Source organism: Nonomuraea sp. NPDC005692 (genome assembly GCF_040631115.1).
Lineage (GTDB): Bacteria > Actinomycetota > Actinomycetes > Streptosporangiales > Streptosporangiaceae > Nonomuraea.
Genome location: NZ_JBEXYU010000001.1, coordinates 846,333 through 862,789, shown reverse-complemented (window position 1 = coordinate 862,789; position 16,457 = coordinate 846,333). Strand labels below are relative to the sequence as shown.

Annotated in this window: 14 protein-coding genes; 10 read left to right on the top strand and 4 right to left on the bottom strand. The window is 68.3% G+C overall.

Annotated elements, in window-relative coordinates:
- Positions 1-2: 2 nt before the first annotated feature.
- Positions 3-6,212, bottom strand: coding sequence for an RHS repeat-associated core domain-containing protein (locus tag ABZ459_RS04090; RefSeq protein ID WP_357965552.1), 6,210 nt, complete (start codon positions 6,210-6,212; stop codon positions 3-5).
- A 397-nt stretch (positions 6,213-6,609) separates the two neighbouring features.
- Here ABZ459_RS04090 and ABZ459_RS04085 point away from each other — a divergent pair, with 397 nt between their 5' ends.
- Both ABZ459_RS04085 and ABZ459_RS04080 read left to right on the top strand, forming a co-directional pair.
- Positions 6,610-6,948, top strand: coding sequence for an NUDIX hydrolase (locus ABZ459_RS04085; protein ID WP_357965550.1), 339 nt, complete (start codon positions 6,610-6,612; stop codon positions 6,946-6,948).
- Positions 6,949-7,694: 746 nt separating this feature from the next.
- A complete protein-coding gene (locus ABZ459_RS04080) occupies positions 7,695-8,153 on the top strand; it encodes a GNAT family N-acetyltransferase (RefSeq protein WP_357965548.1) in 459 nt (152 codons plus the stop codon).
- Between the two features lie 71 nt (positions 8,154-8,224).
- On the opposite strand, the gene ABZ459_RS04075 is transcribed toward ABZ459_RS04080, so the two are convergent.
- Complete coding sequence (locus tag ABZ459_RS04075; RefSeq protein WP_357965546.1) at positions 8,225-8,602, bottom strand: hypothetical protein; 378 nt, start codon at positions 8,600-8,602, stop codon at positions 8,225-8,227.
- 16 nt (positions 8,603-8,618) lie between these two features.
- On the bottom strand, positions 8,619-8,990 hold the full coding sequence (locus ABZ459_RS04070) for a hypothetical protein (RefSeq protein WP_357965543.1): 372 nt from the start codon (positions 8,988-8,990) through the stop codon (positions 8,619-8,621).
- Between the two features lie 259 nt (positions 8,991-9,249).
- Here ABZ459_RS04070 and ABZ459_RS04065 point away from each other — a divergent pair, with 259 nt between their 5' ends.
- The 8 genes from ABZ459_RS04065 (at position 9,250) to ABZ459_RS04030 (ending at position 15,628) form a co-directional block, all read left to right on the top strand.
- A complete protein-coding gene (locus ABZ459_RS04065) occupies positions 9,250-10,947 on the top strand; it encodes a hypothetical protein (RefSeq protein WP_357965541.1) in 1,698 nt (565 codons plus the stop codon).
- Positions 10,948-11,135: 188 nt separating this feature from the next.
- Positions 11,136-12,041, top strand: coding sequence for an NADP-dependent oxidoreductase (locus tag ABZ459_RS04060; protein ID WP_357965538.1), 906 nt, complete (start codon positions 11,136-11,138; stop codon positions 12,039-12,041).
- 9 nt (positions 12,042-12,050) lie between these two features.
- Positions 12,051-12,527, top strand: a complete 477-nt coding sequence (locus ABZ459_RS04055) for an ester cyclase (protein WP_357965535.1) — start codon at positions 12,051-12,053, stop codon at positions 12,525-12,527.
- Entirely contained in the window at positions 12,524-13,210 is a 687-nt protein-coding gene (locus ABZ459_RS04050) for an alpha/beta fold hydrolase (protein ID WP_357965532.1), read from the top strand. Before ABZ459_RS04055 ends, ABZ459_RS04050 begins: the two co-directional genes overlap by 4 nt.
- Positions 13,211-13,315: 105 nt before the next feature.
- Positions 13,316-14,260 carry an LLM class flavin-dependent oxidoreductase gene (locus tag ABZ459_RS04045; RefSeq protein WP_357965529.1) on the top strand — a complete coding sequence of 315 codons (945 nt, stop codon included), beginning with the start codon at positions 13,316-13,318 and terminating at the stop codon, positions 14,258-14,260.
- Between the two features lie 51 nt (positions 14,261-14,311).
- Complete coding sequence (locus ABZ459_RS04040; protein ID WP_357965526.1) at positions 14,312-14,944, top strand: helix-turn-helix domain-containing protein; 633 nt, start codon at positions 14,312-14,314, stop codon at positions 14,942-14,944.
- 145 nt (positions 14,945-15,089) lie between these two features.
- Complete coding sequence (locus ABZ459_RS04035; protein WP_357965524.1) at positions 15,090-15,362, top strand: hypothetical protein; 273 nt, start codon at positions 15,090-15,092, stop codon at positions 15,360-15,362.
- Positions 15,359-15,628, top strand: coding sequence for a hypothetical protein (locus ABZ459_RS04030; RefSeq protein WP_357965521.1), 270 nt, complete (start codon positions 15,359-15,361; stop codon positions 15,626-15,628). Before ABZ459_RS04035 ends, ABZ459_RS04030 begins: the two co-directional genes overlap by 4 nt.
- On the opposite strand, the gene ABZ459_RS04025 is transcribed toward ABZ459_RS04030, so the two are convergent.
- Positions 15,605-16,450 carry an FkbM family methyltransferase gene (locus ABZ459_RS04025; RefSeq protein ID WP_357965520.1) on the bottom strand — a complete coding sequence of 282 codons (846 nt, stop codon included), beginning with the start codon at positions 16,448-16,450 and terminating at the stop codon, positions 15,605-15,607. The genes ABZ459_RS04030 and ABZ459_RS04025 overlap by 24 nt on opposite strands.
- Positions 16,451-16,457: the final 7 nt, after the last annotated feature.

The following is a 16,457-nucleotide window of genomic DNA, read 5'->3' as shown; positions in this document are numbered from 1 at the left end:
CACTATCCTGGTCCGGGCCAGTCGATATCCTTCGGCTTTACGTTCGGGGTGGCCCGGGTCGACCGCATCGACCCGTAGACATCGAAGTCCCGGGCCAGCCCGACTGTGTGCAGATTCGAGATCGCAGGCTGGGGGGTCTTGAACACGGGGCCTGGGCCGCGATTCTCACGGCTGTTTCCGAAGTTGTATCGCTTGTAGAACTCCACGGTGTACGACTGGTAAGTTTTCCCGTTCTTCGTGAACGAGTATCCGTGGATCCGGTACTGATACCCGTTGAAGGCATAGTACAGATCCAGGTTCTCTTTCTCGTTGAATCGCGTGCTACGCCAGCCGGAATCGAAGACGATATCCCCTTCATGTTTCTGTAGGAATTTCTCGATGTTCTTCGCGAGTGTGGCGCTGAGTTTGATCAACGCCTCCACGCTGACCCGTACGGCCTGGCCCGTGTTGTCCAACCAGTGGCTGAGCAGGTAGGCCGCGATGGGCCACTCCTTGAAGACCGCGCCGACGGCGAGCGCCTTCAGCTGCTGCTTGACCCACCAGTCCCGCGCCTTCGGCTTGCCGACGCCGTACGGGCGTCCGTAGTCTGTCGGCGACCAGTGCGGATGTACCGAGAAGTACTCAACTGGGCTTTCTTTCCGAACCGGGTCCAGCTTGAGGAGGAGTTCGTTGGAGTACTCGTATCCCGCGGGTTTGTCGTCGCACGGCGTGGCCAGTGTCTCGCCACAGGGGTTGGTTCGCAGACCGCTCGGGTCTGACATTCCGATGGGGTTGTTTCCCGCGTAAGAGTACGGATTGGCCCATTCAGGTGCTCGCGGGTCGAGCTCGGGGTCGGTGGAGACAAATCTGGCGATGGCTGGGTCGTAGTAGCGAGCGCCAAGGTAGTCCAGGCCGGTGGAGCCATCTTCGACCTTGCCGAGGTATCCGCGGTCGGTGAAGGGCAACTGGTCGCCGCCGCGGCGCTGGCCATACGGCAGGTAGCGCTGGCGGGCCGCAGCGCCGCTGCTGTCGTTGATCGCGAGTTGGGCGCTGTTCTGCGAGCCGGACAGCAGCCAGGTCACGCCACTCGCCTCGCGAAGGGCGATCTGCGCACCATCCGCGCTGGTGTAGTACCGCTTTGCGGTGATCTGTCCGGCGGAGAGCTTGAGTTCGGTGCTGCCCAGGTAGAGGGTGCTGCTGCCGTCGGGATCACGCCTGATGAGACGGTTGCCGTCGGCGCCGTAGATCATCGAGGTCTTCTTGCCGTCGACCGTGGCCGAGGCGAGCTGGCCGAGTTCGTTCCAGTCGAAGGTGGACTGCTTGCCCGCGACGGTGCGGGAGGTGAGCTGGCCGTTGCCGTCGTAGGAGTAGCTGTCGGTGCCATCGGGGCGGCTGATCGCGGTGACGGCGTTCGGACGGACAGCACCGGCACCGGCCCCGGGATAGGAGTAGGTGGCGGTCGTGGCGTTGTGGGTCAGGCTGGTGAGGTTGCCGACCTTGTCATGGCCGTAGGCCTGCTGGTATGGGTCGGCGCCTTGGCCGTCTCCCTGCCCGGCGCAGGAGCCGGCCGTGGTGGTGTAGGCCGTCTTCAGATGGCGCAGAGCGTCGTAGGTGAAGCATTCCGACTGGCCGTCGCTGCTGCCGGGGATGGCGGAAGTGGCGTCCAGGATTCGGGCGACCTGCCCTGCAGTGTCGTAGCCGTAGCGGTCGTCCTGAACGGTTTGCGGGCTGGCGGTGTCGGCTTTGGTCTGGGTGGTGACTCGTGCCAGCCATTCGGTGGTCGGGTCACGCTCCAGGCTGCGCTTGATCTGTCCGGCGGCGCCCAGGAGACGCGTCGCGAGCTGGCCCGTAGCCGTGAAAGCGGTGTCCTTGAGGTAGGTGAAACCACCGCCCAGATCCGAGGTCAAGCCCTTGACGAGGCCTAGCCCGGTGAAGCTGTGGGTGATCTTCTCGGCGGGCAGGCCGCCGGCGGCCGGTAGAGTCTGCTCGCGCAGGTTTCCAGCCGCGTCGTAGGTTGAGGTGAGGGCGTACTCTCCGGCCAGGCTCCCCTCACCGGCGGGAATGGTGACCTTTCTGGCGGTGGCGCGGTAGTCCCCGTCATAGCCGGTGATGGTGTCGGTGTAGGGCTGCCCGTCGACGAAGCGGGTCGAGGCGGAGAGTTGCCCCTTGGCGACGGCATCGTAGGTCCACTCGGCGAGTTTGACGCCGGTGTCGGCGTCACCGGACCACAGGAACGTGGGCCTCCCGAGGTCGTCGTAGCTGTGCGAGACCTTCTGCCCCTTGCCGTCGATGCTCCAGGCCAGCCGCCCTGCCGCGTCGTAGCCGTAACTGGACTTGCCGGCATCGGGATCGGAGGCGGTGGCGGGGTGGCCGAGCCAGTCATAGGTGTTGGCGCGGACGTTGCCGTTGGCGTCCGTCATCGAGGTCATGTTGCCGTTGAGGTCGTAGCCGTAGCTTGAGTCGTTGTGACTGCCGGCACCCGTCCACTCCTCGACCTTGACCTTGCGATCGAAGGCGTCGGTGACAGTGGCGGTCTTCCCTCCCGTCGGCGGGGTGACCTCAGTCCTGTCCATGCCTGGATAGGCCGTGGTGGTCCGGCGCAGCTCTGTGCCCAGGTGGTAGGAGATGGCCGCCATCGGACGCTTCTGATCGTCGTACAGCGTCTTGATCCACTGCGGCAGGTCGGTCAACGCCGGATTGAGCAGGCTGCTGCCCGGCACAGCGCTGTTGTAGACCGGCCCGGAAGCCGCGAGTTCCAGGCCACGGGCGTCATAGGCGGTAACGGCGACGATCCGGCCACCAGAGGGGGAGGCGGTCTGCACCTCACGATTGCGACCGAGCCCGTCCTCGTAGTTGACGGTGCTGGTCCACACTGCGGAGGATCCGGTCCCGGTCAGCAAGCGCTTCGTGGTCGTCTTGACCGCCGCAGTGGGTTGGCCGAGATTGCCATCCCAAGGGATGTCGTACGTGACGGTCGCGCTGGGAGTGCCACCGCTGCGTGGTTGTCCCGGCCGCCACAGCGCGGTGGTGCGACCCAGCGAGTCGTAGTCCGACTCGGTGACCTTCCCGTTGGCGTCCGTGGACGAGACGACGGCGCCGTTCAGGTGAGACCGCTTGGCGGTGACCACCTGGCCGAGCGGGTTGGTCGTGATGATCCCGTCCTTGGGCCAGCCGATCGCCGGAGTGTACGTCGTCCTGGTGGTCTTGCCGAGCGGGTCGGTGGTGGTCAACGGCCTGCCGTACCCGTCGAAGGACGCCTTCGTCGGGGAGAAGGTGGAGGCGTCCGTGTAGGACCGGTTCTCCGTGGTGTTGCCGTCGCTGGGTTTGTTGGTGGCCGGATCTGACCCCTGGTCGTACAGGGTGACCGTCTTGCCGATGAGGGCACCGGCGGTGCAGTCGTCGCCGGTGTGCTTCTCCACCACCGAAGGGAAGGCGACCAGGTACTGGCCGGCATCGGTATTGCGGGCATAGGTGGTAGAGACGCAGCTGTTATCGGTGCTGACGCCGTCCTGGCCGTAATCGTTGATTTTGATGGGGAGACCGTCGGAGTTGTAGGCGGTCCTGGTGTCGGTGTACCGCCATGCTCCGCCGGTGACCGCTTCGCGCGAACGCTCCCGAGTCTTCAGGACGAAGGCGGGATCGTTGGTGCCAGGTCCGTTGCCGGAGGTTCGGACGGTGTACTCGTATCGCGTCGACGACATCTCCGTGTATGCGCGTGGGGAGAGCGCGGTCATCTTCCACGCCTGCTCCTGCAGCACATTTCCCTGTAGCAGTGCCGCGTCGGTGACAGTGTTGCCGTCGAAGTCGGTGATCTGCCCCCCGCCGCCGCGGAAGAACGTAGTCGTGCGCACGGTGTAGGCCGATGCGTCGCTACCGGATCCCTCAACCGTGCGGACCGCACCGTACCCACGCCAGTCGGATTTCTCGGGCGCCTTGCCGGGCTCGACGATCTGGGGCGGAGTGAGCCACAGGGGAGCGCCGAGGTATTCGTAGGCGTGCACCATGTCAGGTGAACCGGCCACCATGTCCCGCTCGACGACCTTGGTCGTCAGTTGCTTGTAGTAGCGGGTCCAAGATTCGTAGCCGGCTTCGGGGTCACTGCCCTTGTCCTTGTCGAAGCAGTCGCCGGTCTTGTCGGCGAAGTAGTTGGAACCGTCCCGCCCCTTGCCGCCGCCGCATGGATCGTTCTGAGCGTAGGCGATCTCGACGCGGCCCCCCATTCCGTTGGCGACGGAGGATATGCGCGGCACCATCCGCCACGACAGCTGGTCGGGCCAGTCGGAGTTGTTGGTGTAATCCATCGCCCCGGCCAGCATCACCGCGTCGAAATCTTGCGGCGGCAACGTGACCGGCGATCCGGCCAGCCCCGTCTTCCGCACCGTGTCCAGCCACAAGGCGGGATCGCGCGGCGGGCCGAAATCGGTGCGCTGGTAGATCCAGGACTGCTTCAGATCCACCCGTTCGACCTGGTCCCAACCATTGGTGGAGGGGTTGAGCGACTCGGCCAGGACCGAGGTCAGCTTCTTGGTGCCGTAGAACGCGATCTTGTCGTTCGCGCATCCTTGGGCCTGGGTGCAGCGAAAGTCCGTGGGCCAGTCGGCGACGTCCCGGTCCACCGTGTTGAACGTGGTGCGCGCTGTCGGCACGCTGCCGCTGACCTGGCTGTTGTGCCCCCACGCGACCTGGTGGAGCAAGCCGCCGCTGTTGTACGGAAGCACCTTGTACAGCTCGTGCGCGCACGAGGGCAGGCAGAAGTAGTTGGTCTCGGAAGAGTAGCCGTAGTCGACGACATTCTCGTTACGGTCGACCTGCTGATCGAGATTCCACCGCCACACCCCGGTACATGTCGGCGGGATGTCGTTGTTCTGATACTTGGTGTAACAGGGCTCCCCAGAGTCGTTGCCGATGTAGGGCACCTGCCACTGCGCGTCCTTGGTGAAGCCGAACCGCCACACCTCCCCCTGCTGGTTGCTGACCTTCCAGTACGGCTGACCGTCCGCCCCACCGGCGACCTGCTCGATCCGCCAGCCGAAGTCCGGGACCGTCTTCCACGTTCCCGAGGTGGCGTCCTTGACGATCTGAGCCGACCTGCCGCTCACGTTCAACACCAGCTCTGATCCTGCGGGATCGGTGGAATCGGGCGACTCCCAGCAGAGCGCGCCCCCGCCGATGCCCTTCTCCTCCGCGGTCCAGATCAGTTCGGCGGTGTACGGGTCGTAGTAGTTGTCGGCGTAGCAGCGGCGGTAGCGTCGCTCGATGAAGCCCGCGTTCAGTTCCCAGCCCACGCCCACGGCGGTGGACTGGTTGTTGGTCCAGTCGCCCTGCCCGTCCACGGAGGAGGCATCGTAGGAGAGCGCCAGATCCGGCCCGTCCCCGGCCGTCACCGGCACCTTGGGCAGCGGCAGTTCGTAGTTGAACCCGCCGCCGGAGTCGCCGGCCTGCCAGGTCCCCGACGGCTTCAGATCGGTAGCGCCCCAGTTCCCATCCGAGCCGGTCAAACCGCCCGCCAGGAGATATACCGATCCCGCGGCCAATTGTGCCGCCTGAGCGGCGTCCGCCGCCTGGAGCGCGTTGACCTTGGCGTCCTTGCCACGCGTGAGCGGCTTCGGCTGAGGCTGTGTCGCGTTGGCGGGCGACGCCTCTACATCGGCCGTCAGTGTTCCGGCCTTTATGTCGTTGGTGGCCTTCACCACGGCCGGGCGTACGACGCACTCGCGCGGGCGCGGGCTTTGCATGGCACAGGCGGGAAGGCGTAACAGTTGCAGGCGGCCGGCCCAGTTGCCGCCGTAGGCGTCCCGGAAGGCGGCGTAGGAAAACTCCACCCGCACCGCGCCCGCCGTACCGGCGTCATCGGCCCGCACGAGCTGTGCGGCCAGGCCGACGCCGCCCAGCGCGCGCACCGCGTCCGGAGCCAGCGTCTCCACCTTGACCTTGCTGGGCGAACCGCCCTTGACCGAACCGACCCGCACCGGCAGGGACCCGGCGTCAACCACCTTGCCCTCCGTGGGCATGTCCACCACGGCGCTGCCCTGCTTGGGCCAGACCGGCTTGACGGTGGTCACCTTCGGGGACGTCTCCTCTGCGCCCTTGACGGCCTTCTTGTGCGGAGGTGGCTGCCCGTCGACCGGCTGTTCCGGATCCGGTCCGGCGGCGGCCGCCGGTGTCATCAGTGGTTCGGGGACGCCCAGCCCGGACACCAGGAGCGATGCCACTAAGACTGCCGCGAGGGTCACCCACCACATCCGCATACGCCGAACCCGCATACCGCTCCCCTTCTAGGCACGCTGACGCAGACCTCGGGCGAGGAGGCCTTCAATGACCTAAAGCAGACATAAGGACGATCAATGGGAACAGTGAGCGACGATCAAAGATCGGTCAATGCCGAGAAGGTTGCCTTCCCGATGCGAACAGTCACGGCCAGTCATCAACAGCGATCATGTTCGATGGTCAACCGCCCTGTCATGGCAACCGCTTCCCCATCGTCTTGGAGAGTGTGATTTCGATCACACCCTGTTCGCGCGGCCCTTCCCGGCAGCACGCACAAGTAGGCAACGGAGGGATTGACCCGCTGGGCCATGTGTCCGGGGTGTCAAGTCCTCGGCTCTGGCGAACGCCCTCCGAGATCGGCGCTTGGGGTGCTGGAGGGATGTCTGGTCCAAAGGCTCCGCGTCGCCGCCTACGTCCTCCGTTACCGGCCCCCGCGAAGCCCTTTGTCTTCGATCATGTCGACGCGCCCGAAGTCGGCAACCAGGTTCCGGCGGGAGGGTCCTGCCGGATGAAAGCCCGGAACAGGTTGTCCGGCGGGAAGTCGCAGAGGAGGCCGGTCTGGCCGAAGTCGCCATCGTCGGGCCATTGCGGTGGACCGCAGGCCTCGTGAAGATCGCGGCCAGCCACGGCGCACGACGTTCTTCCGGCTCGCCGCCGGCCCCGACAGACCTCGGCGGCTCGGCAACCTTGATGCCGCCGTAGACCGCAGCATGAGTGCCTTGGACATCGACCACCGATGCCGACCGAGGCACTGGCAGATGATTTCCCCGAGCGATTCTTGGTGGCCCGCTCTGCGGCGTCGCCAAAGCTTGTATCGAGGGATACGTGAATGTGGATCTCGTGACAGGTGGCGAGACGATCGGGGTATGCCTGCTCGGCAGCTTTCTGCACATCTCCGATGTCAATTGCGCATGGGCCGAGATTGCCGTCAATTAGCATATTCGAATGTCCCGAACGTGAGGCTTCCGGGCTTCACCGATGATGACGCTTGTTGTCCCCCTGGCTGGGCAGACGTCTTCCCGACTCAAGCCTCGCCATGAAATGATCCACTGCGGTTGGATCCACGTGAGGACTGGCATGTCTCCCAGAGCGATGGCGTTCGTCGCCTTCCTGTTGATCGGCTCGGGCATTCTCAGCGGCCTGATGTCCGTTACGTCAGGCGGTGCATCTTGCGGCTCGGCATTTGTCGGAGTCACCTGGACGCAGCTCGATCCGTCCTCCGCCTTGGCCGACAGGCTGCACCATTTGGACAACTGCACAGACCTGCGGAACCTCGTCAAGATCCCCGCTACCGTACTGATCGCCGCAGGTGGGGCCACGTTGTTCGCTGCCTTCCTCTCACGGCGACGCATATCCGTTTCACGCGGATAGAGTGGCGTCAACGTGTCATCAGCCGGGGCGGGAGCTCTCCCGAGGGACTGCCGCTCGACTGTGCTCAGGTGCCTGGCATGCTCTGGGGCGTGAGAATTCGTACTGCGACGCGCCCGGATCTGCCCGCGGTCATCGCGCTTCTGGCTGATGAGGACACCGTGGTCGATCCGCGGACCGTTGAGGTCGACGAGGCGTACGAGCGGGCCTTCCAGGACGTCGACACCGACGAGCGCAACGAGATGATCGTTCTGGACGAGGGAGACGGTACGGTCGTCGGCTGCCTCCAGTTGACGTACATCCCTGGCCTGGGACGGCACGGGCAGGAGCGGGCGCTGATCGAGGCGGTTCGGGTGCGTGCCGATCGACGTGGGGAAGGGCTCGGGCGCGAACTGCTCACCTGGGCGATCGAGCGGGCACGCGCCCGCGGCTGCACCCTGGTCCAGCTCACCAGCAACAAGCGCCGCACCGAGGCCCATCGTTTCTACGGCTCGCTCGGCTTCGTACGCAGCCACGACGGGTTCAAGCTGTCGTTCTGAGGCAGGGGTGAACGATCGTGCAATGACCGTCGGCGATTCGACTCAAGCGGTGGTCATCCCGCTATGGGCGATCATGTGACGATCTTGATCGTGCGTACTCCAGGCTTCGCGATCAGCTCGGCGAGCGCCGGTTTCGAGTATCCGGAGGTGACGAGTCCATAGATCTTGCCCTCGTGTGCCGCCTGACGTAAACGAAAGAGATCGAGCCCGAAAGACTTGAGGCTCAGTGCGTCGGTCCACTGCAACTTGGCCGCCCAGCGTCTGTACAGCTCGATCGGCGAGGTGTTCTCGCATTCGGTGCCGTAGACCGCGCACGACCGCCAGTAGACAGGTTTGCCGGCGGCCCCGCGCGATCCGGAGAGGAACAGAAATACGGCGTCCGATCGGAGTCCTCGCACGCCCAGGGTGGTGGTCACTTCGTTCTCGGTCATGGGGGCGGCCAGTTCCACGACGGCGGTGAAGAATTCATTTTCGTCCAGGGCTGCTATCGCCTGGCGGTGCCTGAGATCTGGCCGGCTCGTCCGCCTCTTCGCCGCCGTGGAACGAGCGCAACAACGGGGTCATCGTCGTCTCCGGAAGCGGGGGAGCGGAGGTCCGGCCCAGCACGTCGGTCACCATCTGTCCGTACGCCGGACGGCTGAGCTGCCCCGAACCCAACTGCAAACCGCCGGCCGCCATGCTCATCGACAGAGGGCCCACGCTCACGTCCTGGCCCACGGCGACGTGGTGCTCCGGATGCGCCACCTGAAAGGCGCCGCCATAGACCTCGCGCATGCGTTCCGTGCGCCCGCCGAACAGGTGCACGCCTTCGGCCGGACAGGCGAGCAGAACGAGCATGACGACGATGACGTACCCGGTTCTGCGGGAATTCCAAGTGCGGCTGTCTGCGGTCAAGGCGGTCTCCCGTGCGCGCTGATGCCGGTCGAACAGTGATGATCAAACCAGATCACCACCGGTACGGCATCGTTTGATCCGCTGTGTCTGCCTGAGTGGCATTGCCGCACTAAGATCGCGTCCCGTGTCTTCGGAACATTTATGGCGGTTTATCAGGATCGGATTAGTAAGTCTGATTCTTCTGGCGGCGGCCACGGGACTGGTGCTCGGCGACACCTGGCTCTGGGTGGCCGCCGAGTGGTCGCCGCCGACTTTCGGCGATCTCTACCCGGGCGACGGGTCCGACAGCTCAGCCTCTCTGGCGCTGTTCGGGGCCGCCCTGGTGAAGGCCGCGCTCCTGTGGCTGATCCTGCGTGCCCCCGTACCGGGGCCGCTGGACCGCAGGGAGAAGGCGCTGCGCCGGCTGCTGTATCTGGCGGTGGCCTACGGGCTCGTGCTGTGGTACCCGATCGCGCTGCTCCCGGACGCGGTCGATGCGGCATTCACGCTCGTTCTGTGGGCCGCGATCGACGTCCTCTACCTGCTCGTCATCCGGTGGCGGTCCCGCCTGTTGCGCGGGGCGGCCGGAGTGCTGTTCGCGGTCGAGCTGGTCGGGGTGGCCAACGGACTGCTCGACGAACTCGACCTTCCGGAGCTCGGACCGAGCGGCGTCCTCGACCTGGGCCTGACCGGCGGCGGAGTCCTGGCGACGCTCGTCACCGTCCTCGGGCAGTGGCGTGACGGCCGCTGGAGCCGGGGCACGCAGATCGCCGGGCTGTTGTCGGTGGGCGGTTACGCGCTGGCGATCCCGTTCAACCTCCTCATCGGGGGGGACTACGGCGGCGGTCTGGCGACGCTGGTCGTGATGGACGCGGTGGGGCTCGTCAGCACCGTGTGGATCGCCGCGACCGCTCGTGAACTGCCCGCCGAGGGCCGTCCGGCGGATCTCCCGGCCGTCCGGCGGCGCGGGTTCCGCGTCGCGGTGGCGGCCGTGGCCGTGCTGTCGCTCGTCGTACTGATCAACCCGGAGCAGAACGCGCGCCTGACCTACACCGCCGGGTCGGCGGACTGCTACGACCGGCCCAGTTTCGGCGACGTGAAACCCGCGGAACGCGACGCCGTGTTCCTGTGCCGGGCGCGCAGCGGAGACGGCGCAGGACCGCCCATGTTCCCGGACACCACGTCGGACCAGGCGGTCCTCGCGTACGGACGGGCGCTGTGCCGTGCGAAGGACACCGGCGAGCAGGAGACGATCCTCGCGCGGGCCGGCAGCGGCCGGGCCGCCTGGCGGGTGGACCCCGAGGAGCTCGTCTACGTCTGTCCGGAGATCATCGGCGCCACCCGTCCCGACCTGTTGCGGTCGACGGCGGAGACGGAGGCGGCGAGCGCGGCCTACATCGCCGGGGAGAACGCGAAGTGCCGGGACCCGTGGCCCCGGACGAAGGGTGTCGTCCAGGCCACGGCCAAGTATTTCCTGTTCGTCGACGGCGATCCCGGATACCTGGTCCAGGACGGCGAGGGCGAGGCGGCCATGGAGGAGGCGGAGCTGGCGACGGCCCGGTCCTACGAAGACGGCGCCCTCATCGGGGTGGCCCGCGGCACGGCGCTCATCGGGCACGTCGAGGACGTCGTCGATCTGTGCCTCACGGTGAAGGCCTTCCGCACCGCGCCGCCACCGCGGACGGCCGGTTGGGACCAGGTCCACGAGGTGCCGATCGTCAGCCGCGGCGGCCGGCTCGCGGTGCCCGAGATGGCCGACGGCGGCGACGTGGGCGCGGGTGCGCCGATGCCGAACCTGGCGATCGCCGGGAAGGGCCGCTACCGGCTCCGTGTCCACGTGCGGGTCGGCGAGGCGGGGGAGCAGCACCTGGTCGTCGTGTTCCCGGGCGCGTCGAGGAAGCGGCTGAAGCTGAAGTCCTGATCGGAGGCCGGGCGCGCCGGGGGCTTATCAGCGCTTCCGGCCACCGGCGCCGGCCTCGCCGGCCGTAGGACCGTAGGACCCCAGGACCGTCGGTTCGCCACCCTGGCACACCTCTCGCTCGCATTTACATACATGATGTATGTATGTAACATCCGTGGCGTCGTCAAACACTCCAGGAGGGGGCGGTCATGCGGGCGATGCTGCAGTCGGCGTGGGGAGAGGCCGAGACCATGGCACTGGTCGAGGTCATGGCGGCCGGGGTCAATCCGGTGGACGTCTTCACCAGTCGGGGGCAGGCGTACAACCGGGTGCTGGACCTGCCGTTCATCAACGGCTGGGACGTCGCGGGCACCGTGGTGAGGACCGGTTACGGCACGACCCGTTTCCAGCCCGGCGACCGGGTGTTCGGCATGCCGTGGTTCCCGCGGGCCGGAGGGTGTTACGCCGAGTACGTCACCGCCCCCGCCCGTCACCTCGCCCGTATGCCGGAGGGCATGGGCTTCACCGAGGCGGCGGCGCTGCCGCTCGCCGGGCTGACGGCGTGGCAGATGCTGACCGAGGTCGCCGCCGTGGCGCCGGGGCAGCGGGTCCTCGTGGCGGGGGCGGCCGGGGGCGTGGGACACCTGGCGGTCCAGATCGCCACGGCCCGCGGCGCCCACGTGACGGGCACCGCGAGCGCCGCCAAGCACGCCTTCGTCCGCGAACTGGGGGCCGACGAAGTGATCGACCACTCCACGACCGTGGTGTCCGACGTGGCGCGGGACATGGACGTCGTCGTCCAGATGTTCGGTGGCGAGGCCGGGCTCAGGGCGCTGGAGTGCCTGCGGCCGGGCGGCATCCCGGTCAGCGGGCAGGCGGCCTGGACGCCGGGCCTGCACGAGCGCGCCACCGAGCTGGGCGTGCGCGCCGCGGCCTACCTCGTCGATCCCGACGGCGCCGGGCTCGACGCGCTGGCCGGGCTCGTGGCCGAGGGCCGGTTGAAGGTGCACGTCGACGCGGTGTTCCCGCTGGCGCGGGCCGGCGAGGCGCACGATCTGGTCGGGGCGGGGCGTACCAGAGGCAAGGTCGTGCTCGCCGTCGGCGAGCCGAACTGAGGAGGAGCAGTGTCGGAACAGCACATCCCACCCGCTGACGTGGTGCGGGCCTACGCGCGGGCCAAGAGCCGCGCCGATGTCCAGGAGGCTCTGCGGTACTGCAGTACGGACACCGTCTTCGAGACGATCGCGTTCCGGGCCGTCGCAACCGGCATCGACGAGGTCGCCCGGCAGACCGCCGCGTTCCTGCGCACCTTCCCCGACTACGGCGTGGAGCTGGAGTACCTCGCGGCGGCGGACGACCTGGTCGTCGGCGCCGGGACGGTCCGGGGCACCATGACGCAGAGCCTGGTGGGCATCCCGGCCACGGGCAGGGCCTTCGCGCTGCCGTTCGCCTGCCACTGGAGAGTGCGGGACGGGCTGATCGCGCACGAGCGGTTCTTCTTCGACCTCCACCAGATGTGCGAGCAGCTCGGGCTGTCCACCGCCGCCGTCGCGGCGCGGTTCGCCGCCTGGCGCGAGCGGGCGCGGGCGGTGTCGCGATGACGACGTACGTCCTGGTCCATGGGGCCTGGCACGGCGGCTGGTGCTGGCGGCAGGTGTCCGCGCGGTTGCGCGAGGCCGGTCACGAGGTCCACACCCCGACGCTGACCGGCCTCGGCGAGCGGGCCCACCTGGCCGGCCCCGAGGTCGGCCTGCGGACGCACGTGGACGACCTGCTGGGCCTGCTGCGGTACGAGGATCTGCGCGACGTCGTGCTCGTCGGCCACAGTTACGCCGGTCTGGTGGTGCGCGAGGCCGCCGACCGCGCGCCGGAACGCGTCTCGCGGATCGTCATGGTCGACGCCTGGGCGGCCCGCGACGGGGAGTCACTGGACGACCTGGCTCCCGCGTTCTTCCTCGACTGGATCGGGTCGGCCACCGTGGACGGCATGATCCCGCCTTCGGCGGCGGCCGCCGTCGGCGTGACGGAACCGGATCAGGTGGCCTGGCTGGAGCCCCTGCTGACCGCCCATCCCCGGCGCACGTTCTCCGATCCGACCAGATTGTCCGGAGCCGTCGACACGATCGCGTGCCGAGCGGTGCTCTGCACGCCCGGGGGCCCCATGCCGTTCGCGCGGCTGGCCGGCGAGCACGGCTGGGAGACCACCGTCCTGGACGTCGGCCACGACGCCATGGTCACCGCGCCGCGGGCGCTGGCGGACGTCCTGATGCAGCACCCGTCCTGAGCCGGCCCGGCCGCCCGGTCCGCCGCCGGACCGGGCGGCCGAGCCCGCTCCGGTGAACCGAGGTCCCGCCGCTGCGGCGGTCCACCCACGTAGAGAGGCGGCCACATGGCCGAAGTGAAGGTCGGCTACCTGCTGCCGACCCGCGACCAGGCCGTACGCGGCGACGACGACCCGGCGCTGATGATCGCCCAGGCCCGGCACGCCGACGCGCTCGGGTTCGACTCCGTATGGGCCGGTGACAGCCCGCTGACCCGGCCGCGGGTCGATCCGCTGCTCCTGCTGTCCGCCGTGGCCGTCACTGCCCCGCGGCTCACGCTCGGCACCGCGGTGCTGCTGCCCGCGCTCCGGCATCCGATCCTGCTGGCGCACCAGCTCGCCTCGCTGGACCGGATCGCCGGCGGACGCCTGATCGTGGGCATGGGCGGCGGTTTTCCCAACGCGAGCACGGAGGCGCAGTTCGACACGATCGGCGTGCCGTTCAGGACTCGGGTCAGCCGGCTCGAGGAGTCGATCGAGGCGATGCGGCGGCTGTGGGGCGGCCAGGGCGCCTCGTTCACCGGCCGGCACTTCGACTTCCGCGACGTCTCCCTGGTCCCGACGCCGTCCCGTCCGTCCGGCCCGCCGATCTGGCTGGCCGGAAGCGGCGAGCCGGCGCTGCGGCGGGTGGCCCGCCTGGCCGACGGCTGGCTGCCCTATCCGCCCGCCGTCGCGGACTACGCCCGCGAGCGGGCGACCATCGAGCAGGAGGGGTCCCGTCCGGTCACCCACGCCCTGTACGCGACGCTGTCCCTGGACGACGACCCCGCGCAGGCGCGCGAGACCCTGCGGCGGAGCATCGAGCGTTACTACAACGCCAGGCTGGAGGCGGTGGAGAAGATCCAGGCCATGTTCGCCGGCCGGCCCTCGGACGCCGCCGAATGGCTGAACTCCTACATCCGGGCGGGAGCCCGACACGTCGTCATCCGGCTGGCCGCCGACGACCATCACGCGGCCCTGGAGACGGTCGCGGCCCGGGTACTGCCCCTGCTCCACCTGAACGGGCACCCGTGACGCCGCATATGGTCTTCTCATCTCGGGTTCGGAGCAAGAGGAGACACACGGGTGGCAGAGAGCACGGGGGTGCGGCGGAGCCAGCACGAGCGCACCAAGGCGACCACGGGCGCCCTGGTCGCGGCGGCGCGTGAGCTTTTCGTCGGCGACGGATTCGCCGCCACCGCGGTGGACGACATCTGTGCCAGGGCCGGCGTGACGCGTGGCGCGTTCTACCACCACTTCAGCAACAAGGAGCACATCTTCCGCGAGGTCTACGCCGCCGAGCAGAAGGCGCTCTCGGTGATCGTCCGGGAGGCGTTCCAGGCCGAGCGGGACCCGTGGCGCGGGGTGTCGGCGGGTTGCCGGCGGCTGCTGGAGGCGTCCCTCGAACCCGCCGTACGGCAGATCACGCTGGTCGAGGCGCCGGGCGCGCTCGGCTGGACCGCCATGCGGGACATCCAGGCCGGGTGCAAGGAGCAGATGCGGCGCGGGCTGGCCATCGCCATCGAGGCCGGCTGCATCCCGGACCGGCCGCTCGACCCCGCCACCTCGCTGCTGTACGGCGGGATCTGCGAGATCGCCCAGGACATCGCCCGCGCCCCGGACCAGCGGGCAGCGCTGGCGGACGCGCTGGCCGAACTCGACCGGGTGCTCGCCGGCGTCGCCCGTCTCTCCGCCCCGGGCTGCCTGCACACGAGCTAGCCGGCCACACTCTCCGATCGCCAGGTCGATGTGCAGCGGCTGCCACGCCTCCGTAACGGCGGCGACGTATTGTGGTGGAGGTCCCGGGGGTAAGGACTCTTCAGCCGAAGGGGCCGCGCAGCCCGCGAACGGAGAGCCACCTGCCATGCGAAATCGCACGTTGCGGATCCCCGCCACCGCTGCCGCCGTCCAGGAAGCCATCGACCAGGCGACCGCGGGCGAGGTCGTGCTCCTGGAGCAGGACGGCCGCCTCGTGGCCGCGGTGGTGCCCTACGAGGTGGCCGCCGCCGGCGTCGACCTGCTCAACGAGGCTCAGGATGCCGCCGACCGGCTGTCGGGGCTGAGGCTGATCGCGGAGCTCGAGAGCGGCATGGAGACGATGCGGCTCAGCGACCTGCGCCGTGAGCTGGCCTCATGAAGGGCTACTACGAGATCCAGCTCTCGTCATCGGCGGTGCGGCAGATCCGGGCCGTGCACGCTGCGGAGCCGATGGCCGCCACGTTCGTCGTCAACTGCCTGGAGTATCTCTCCACCGACCTCGACTCGGGCCTGCTGCGCACGATCGACAAGGAAGCGGGGCTGCTGAAGGCGGAGATAGGCGACTTCGAGGCCCTGTGCTGGGTGCGGCACGAGGAGATGAGCCTGGTGATCCTGACCGTCTCACGGAGTCGTCACCCAGCGTGACGCCGCGCCCTCGTTCGCCCGTACGGCGAAGTCGCGGACGTCCCGCATCCGCCGCGTGCTGACCGGCTCGGCGTAGATGTAAGGGCACATGTCCGACCGCGTCATCTTCGACCGCTGGTACAGCGAGAAGTCGTACCAGGCGTAGTCGTGCCGCGCGAGCTGCTCGATCACCTCCTCCCTGATGCGTTCGCCGTACATGGAGTCGTGCATCTCGATCAGGAGGGCCGGCTGGTGGTGGGCGATCGTCTCGGCCGCGCCTGCCAGCGCCTTCCCCTCATGACCCTCGATGTCCACCTTGACCAGCCGGATCCTCTCCCGGGACCGGGAGGTCATGAGATCGATCGGCAGGGCGTCGGCCTCACCGAGGAACGCGCCGTACCCCTCCTCGCCGTGGTGGAGGGCGGACGTGGCGCAGCCGGCGGGGATGGTCGCCGGCTCGCCGGCGGCGAGCGTACGCGTGCAGGGGCCGGCGGTGACGTCGTAGGGATCCCAGAGTCGCAGTCGTGCGCCGGAGTCGTGGGCGGCCACCGGATGGACGTCGACATTGCCCAGGTCGTTGAGCTGCAGATTGAGGTGCAACGCGCGCAGCGCGACCGGGTTCGGCTCGACGGCGATCACCTTCGTGAACGCCCTGGCCATCCGTAGGGCGTAGTGGCCGACGTGGGCGCCGACGTCGAGGAACGCCGAGCCCGGCTCGGCGAAGGACCGCAGGAGGCGCCAGATGTCCTGCTCGTGCGGCCCGGGACCGACGCGGTCACCGCTGGCGGGCCGGAGGGCCCAGGTGAGTCCGTCGCACTGCGAGAGGGAAGGTGTCGTCGGCATCAGGACT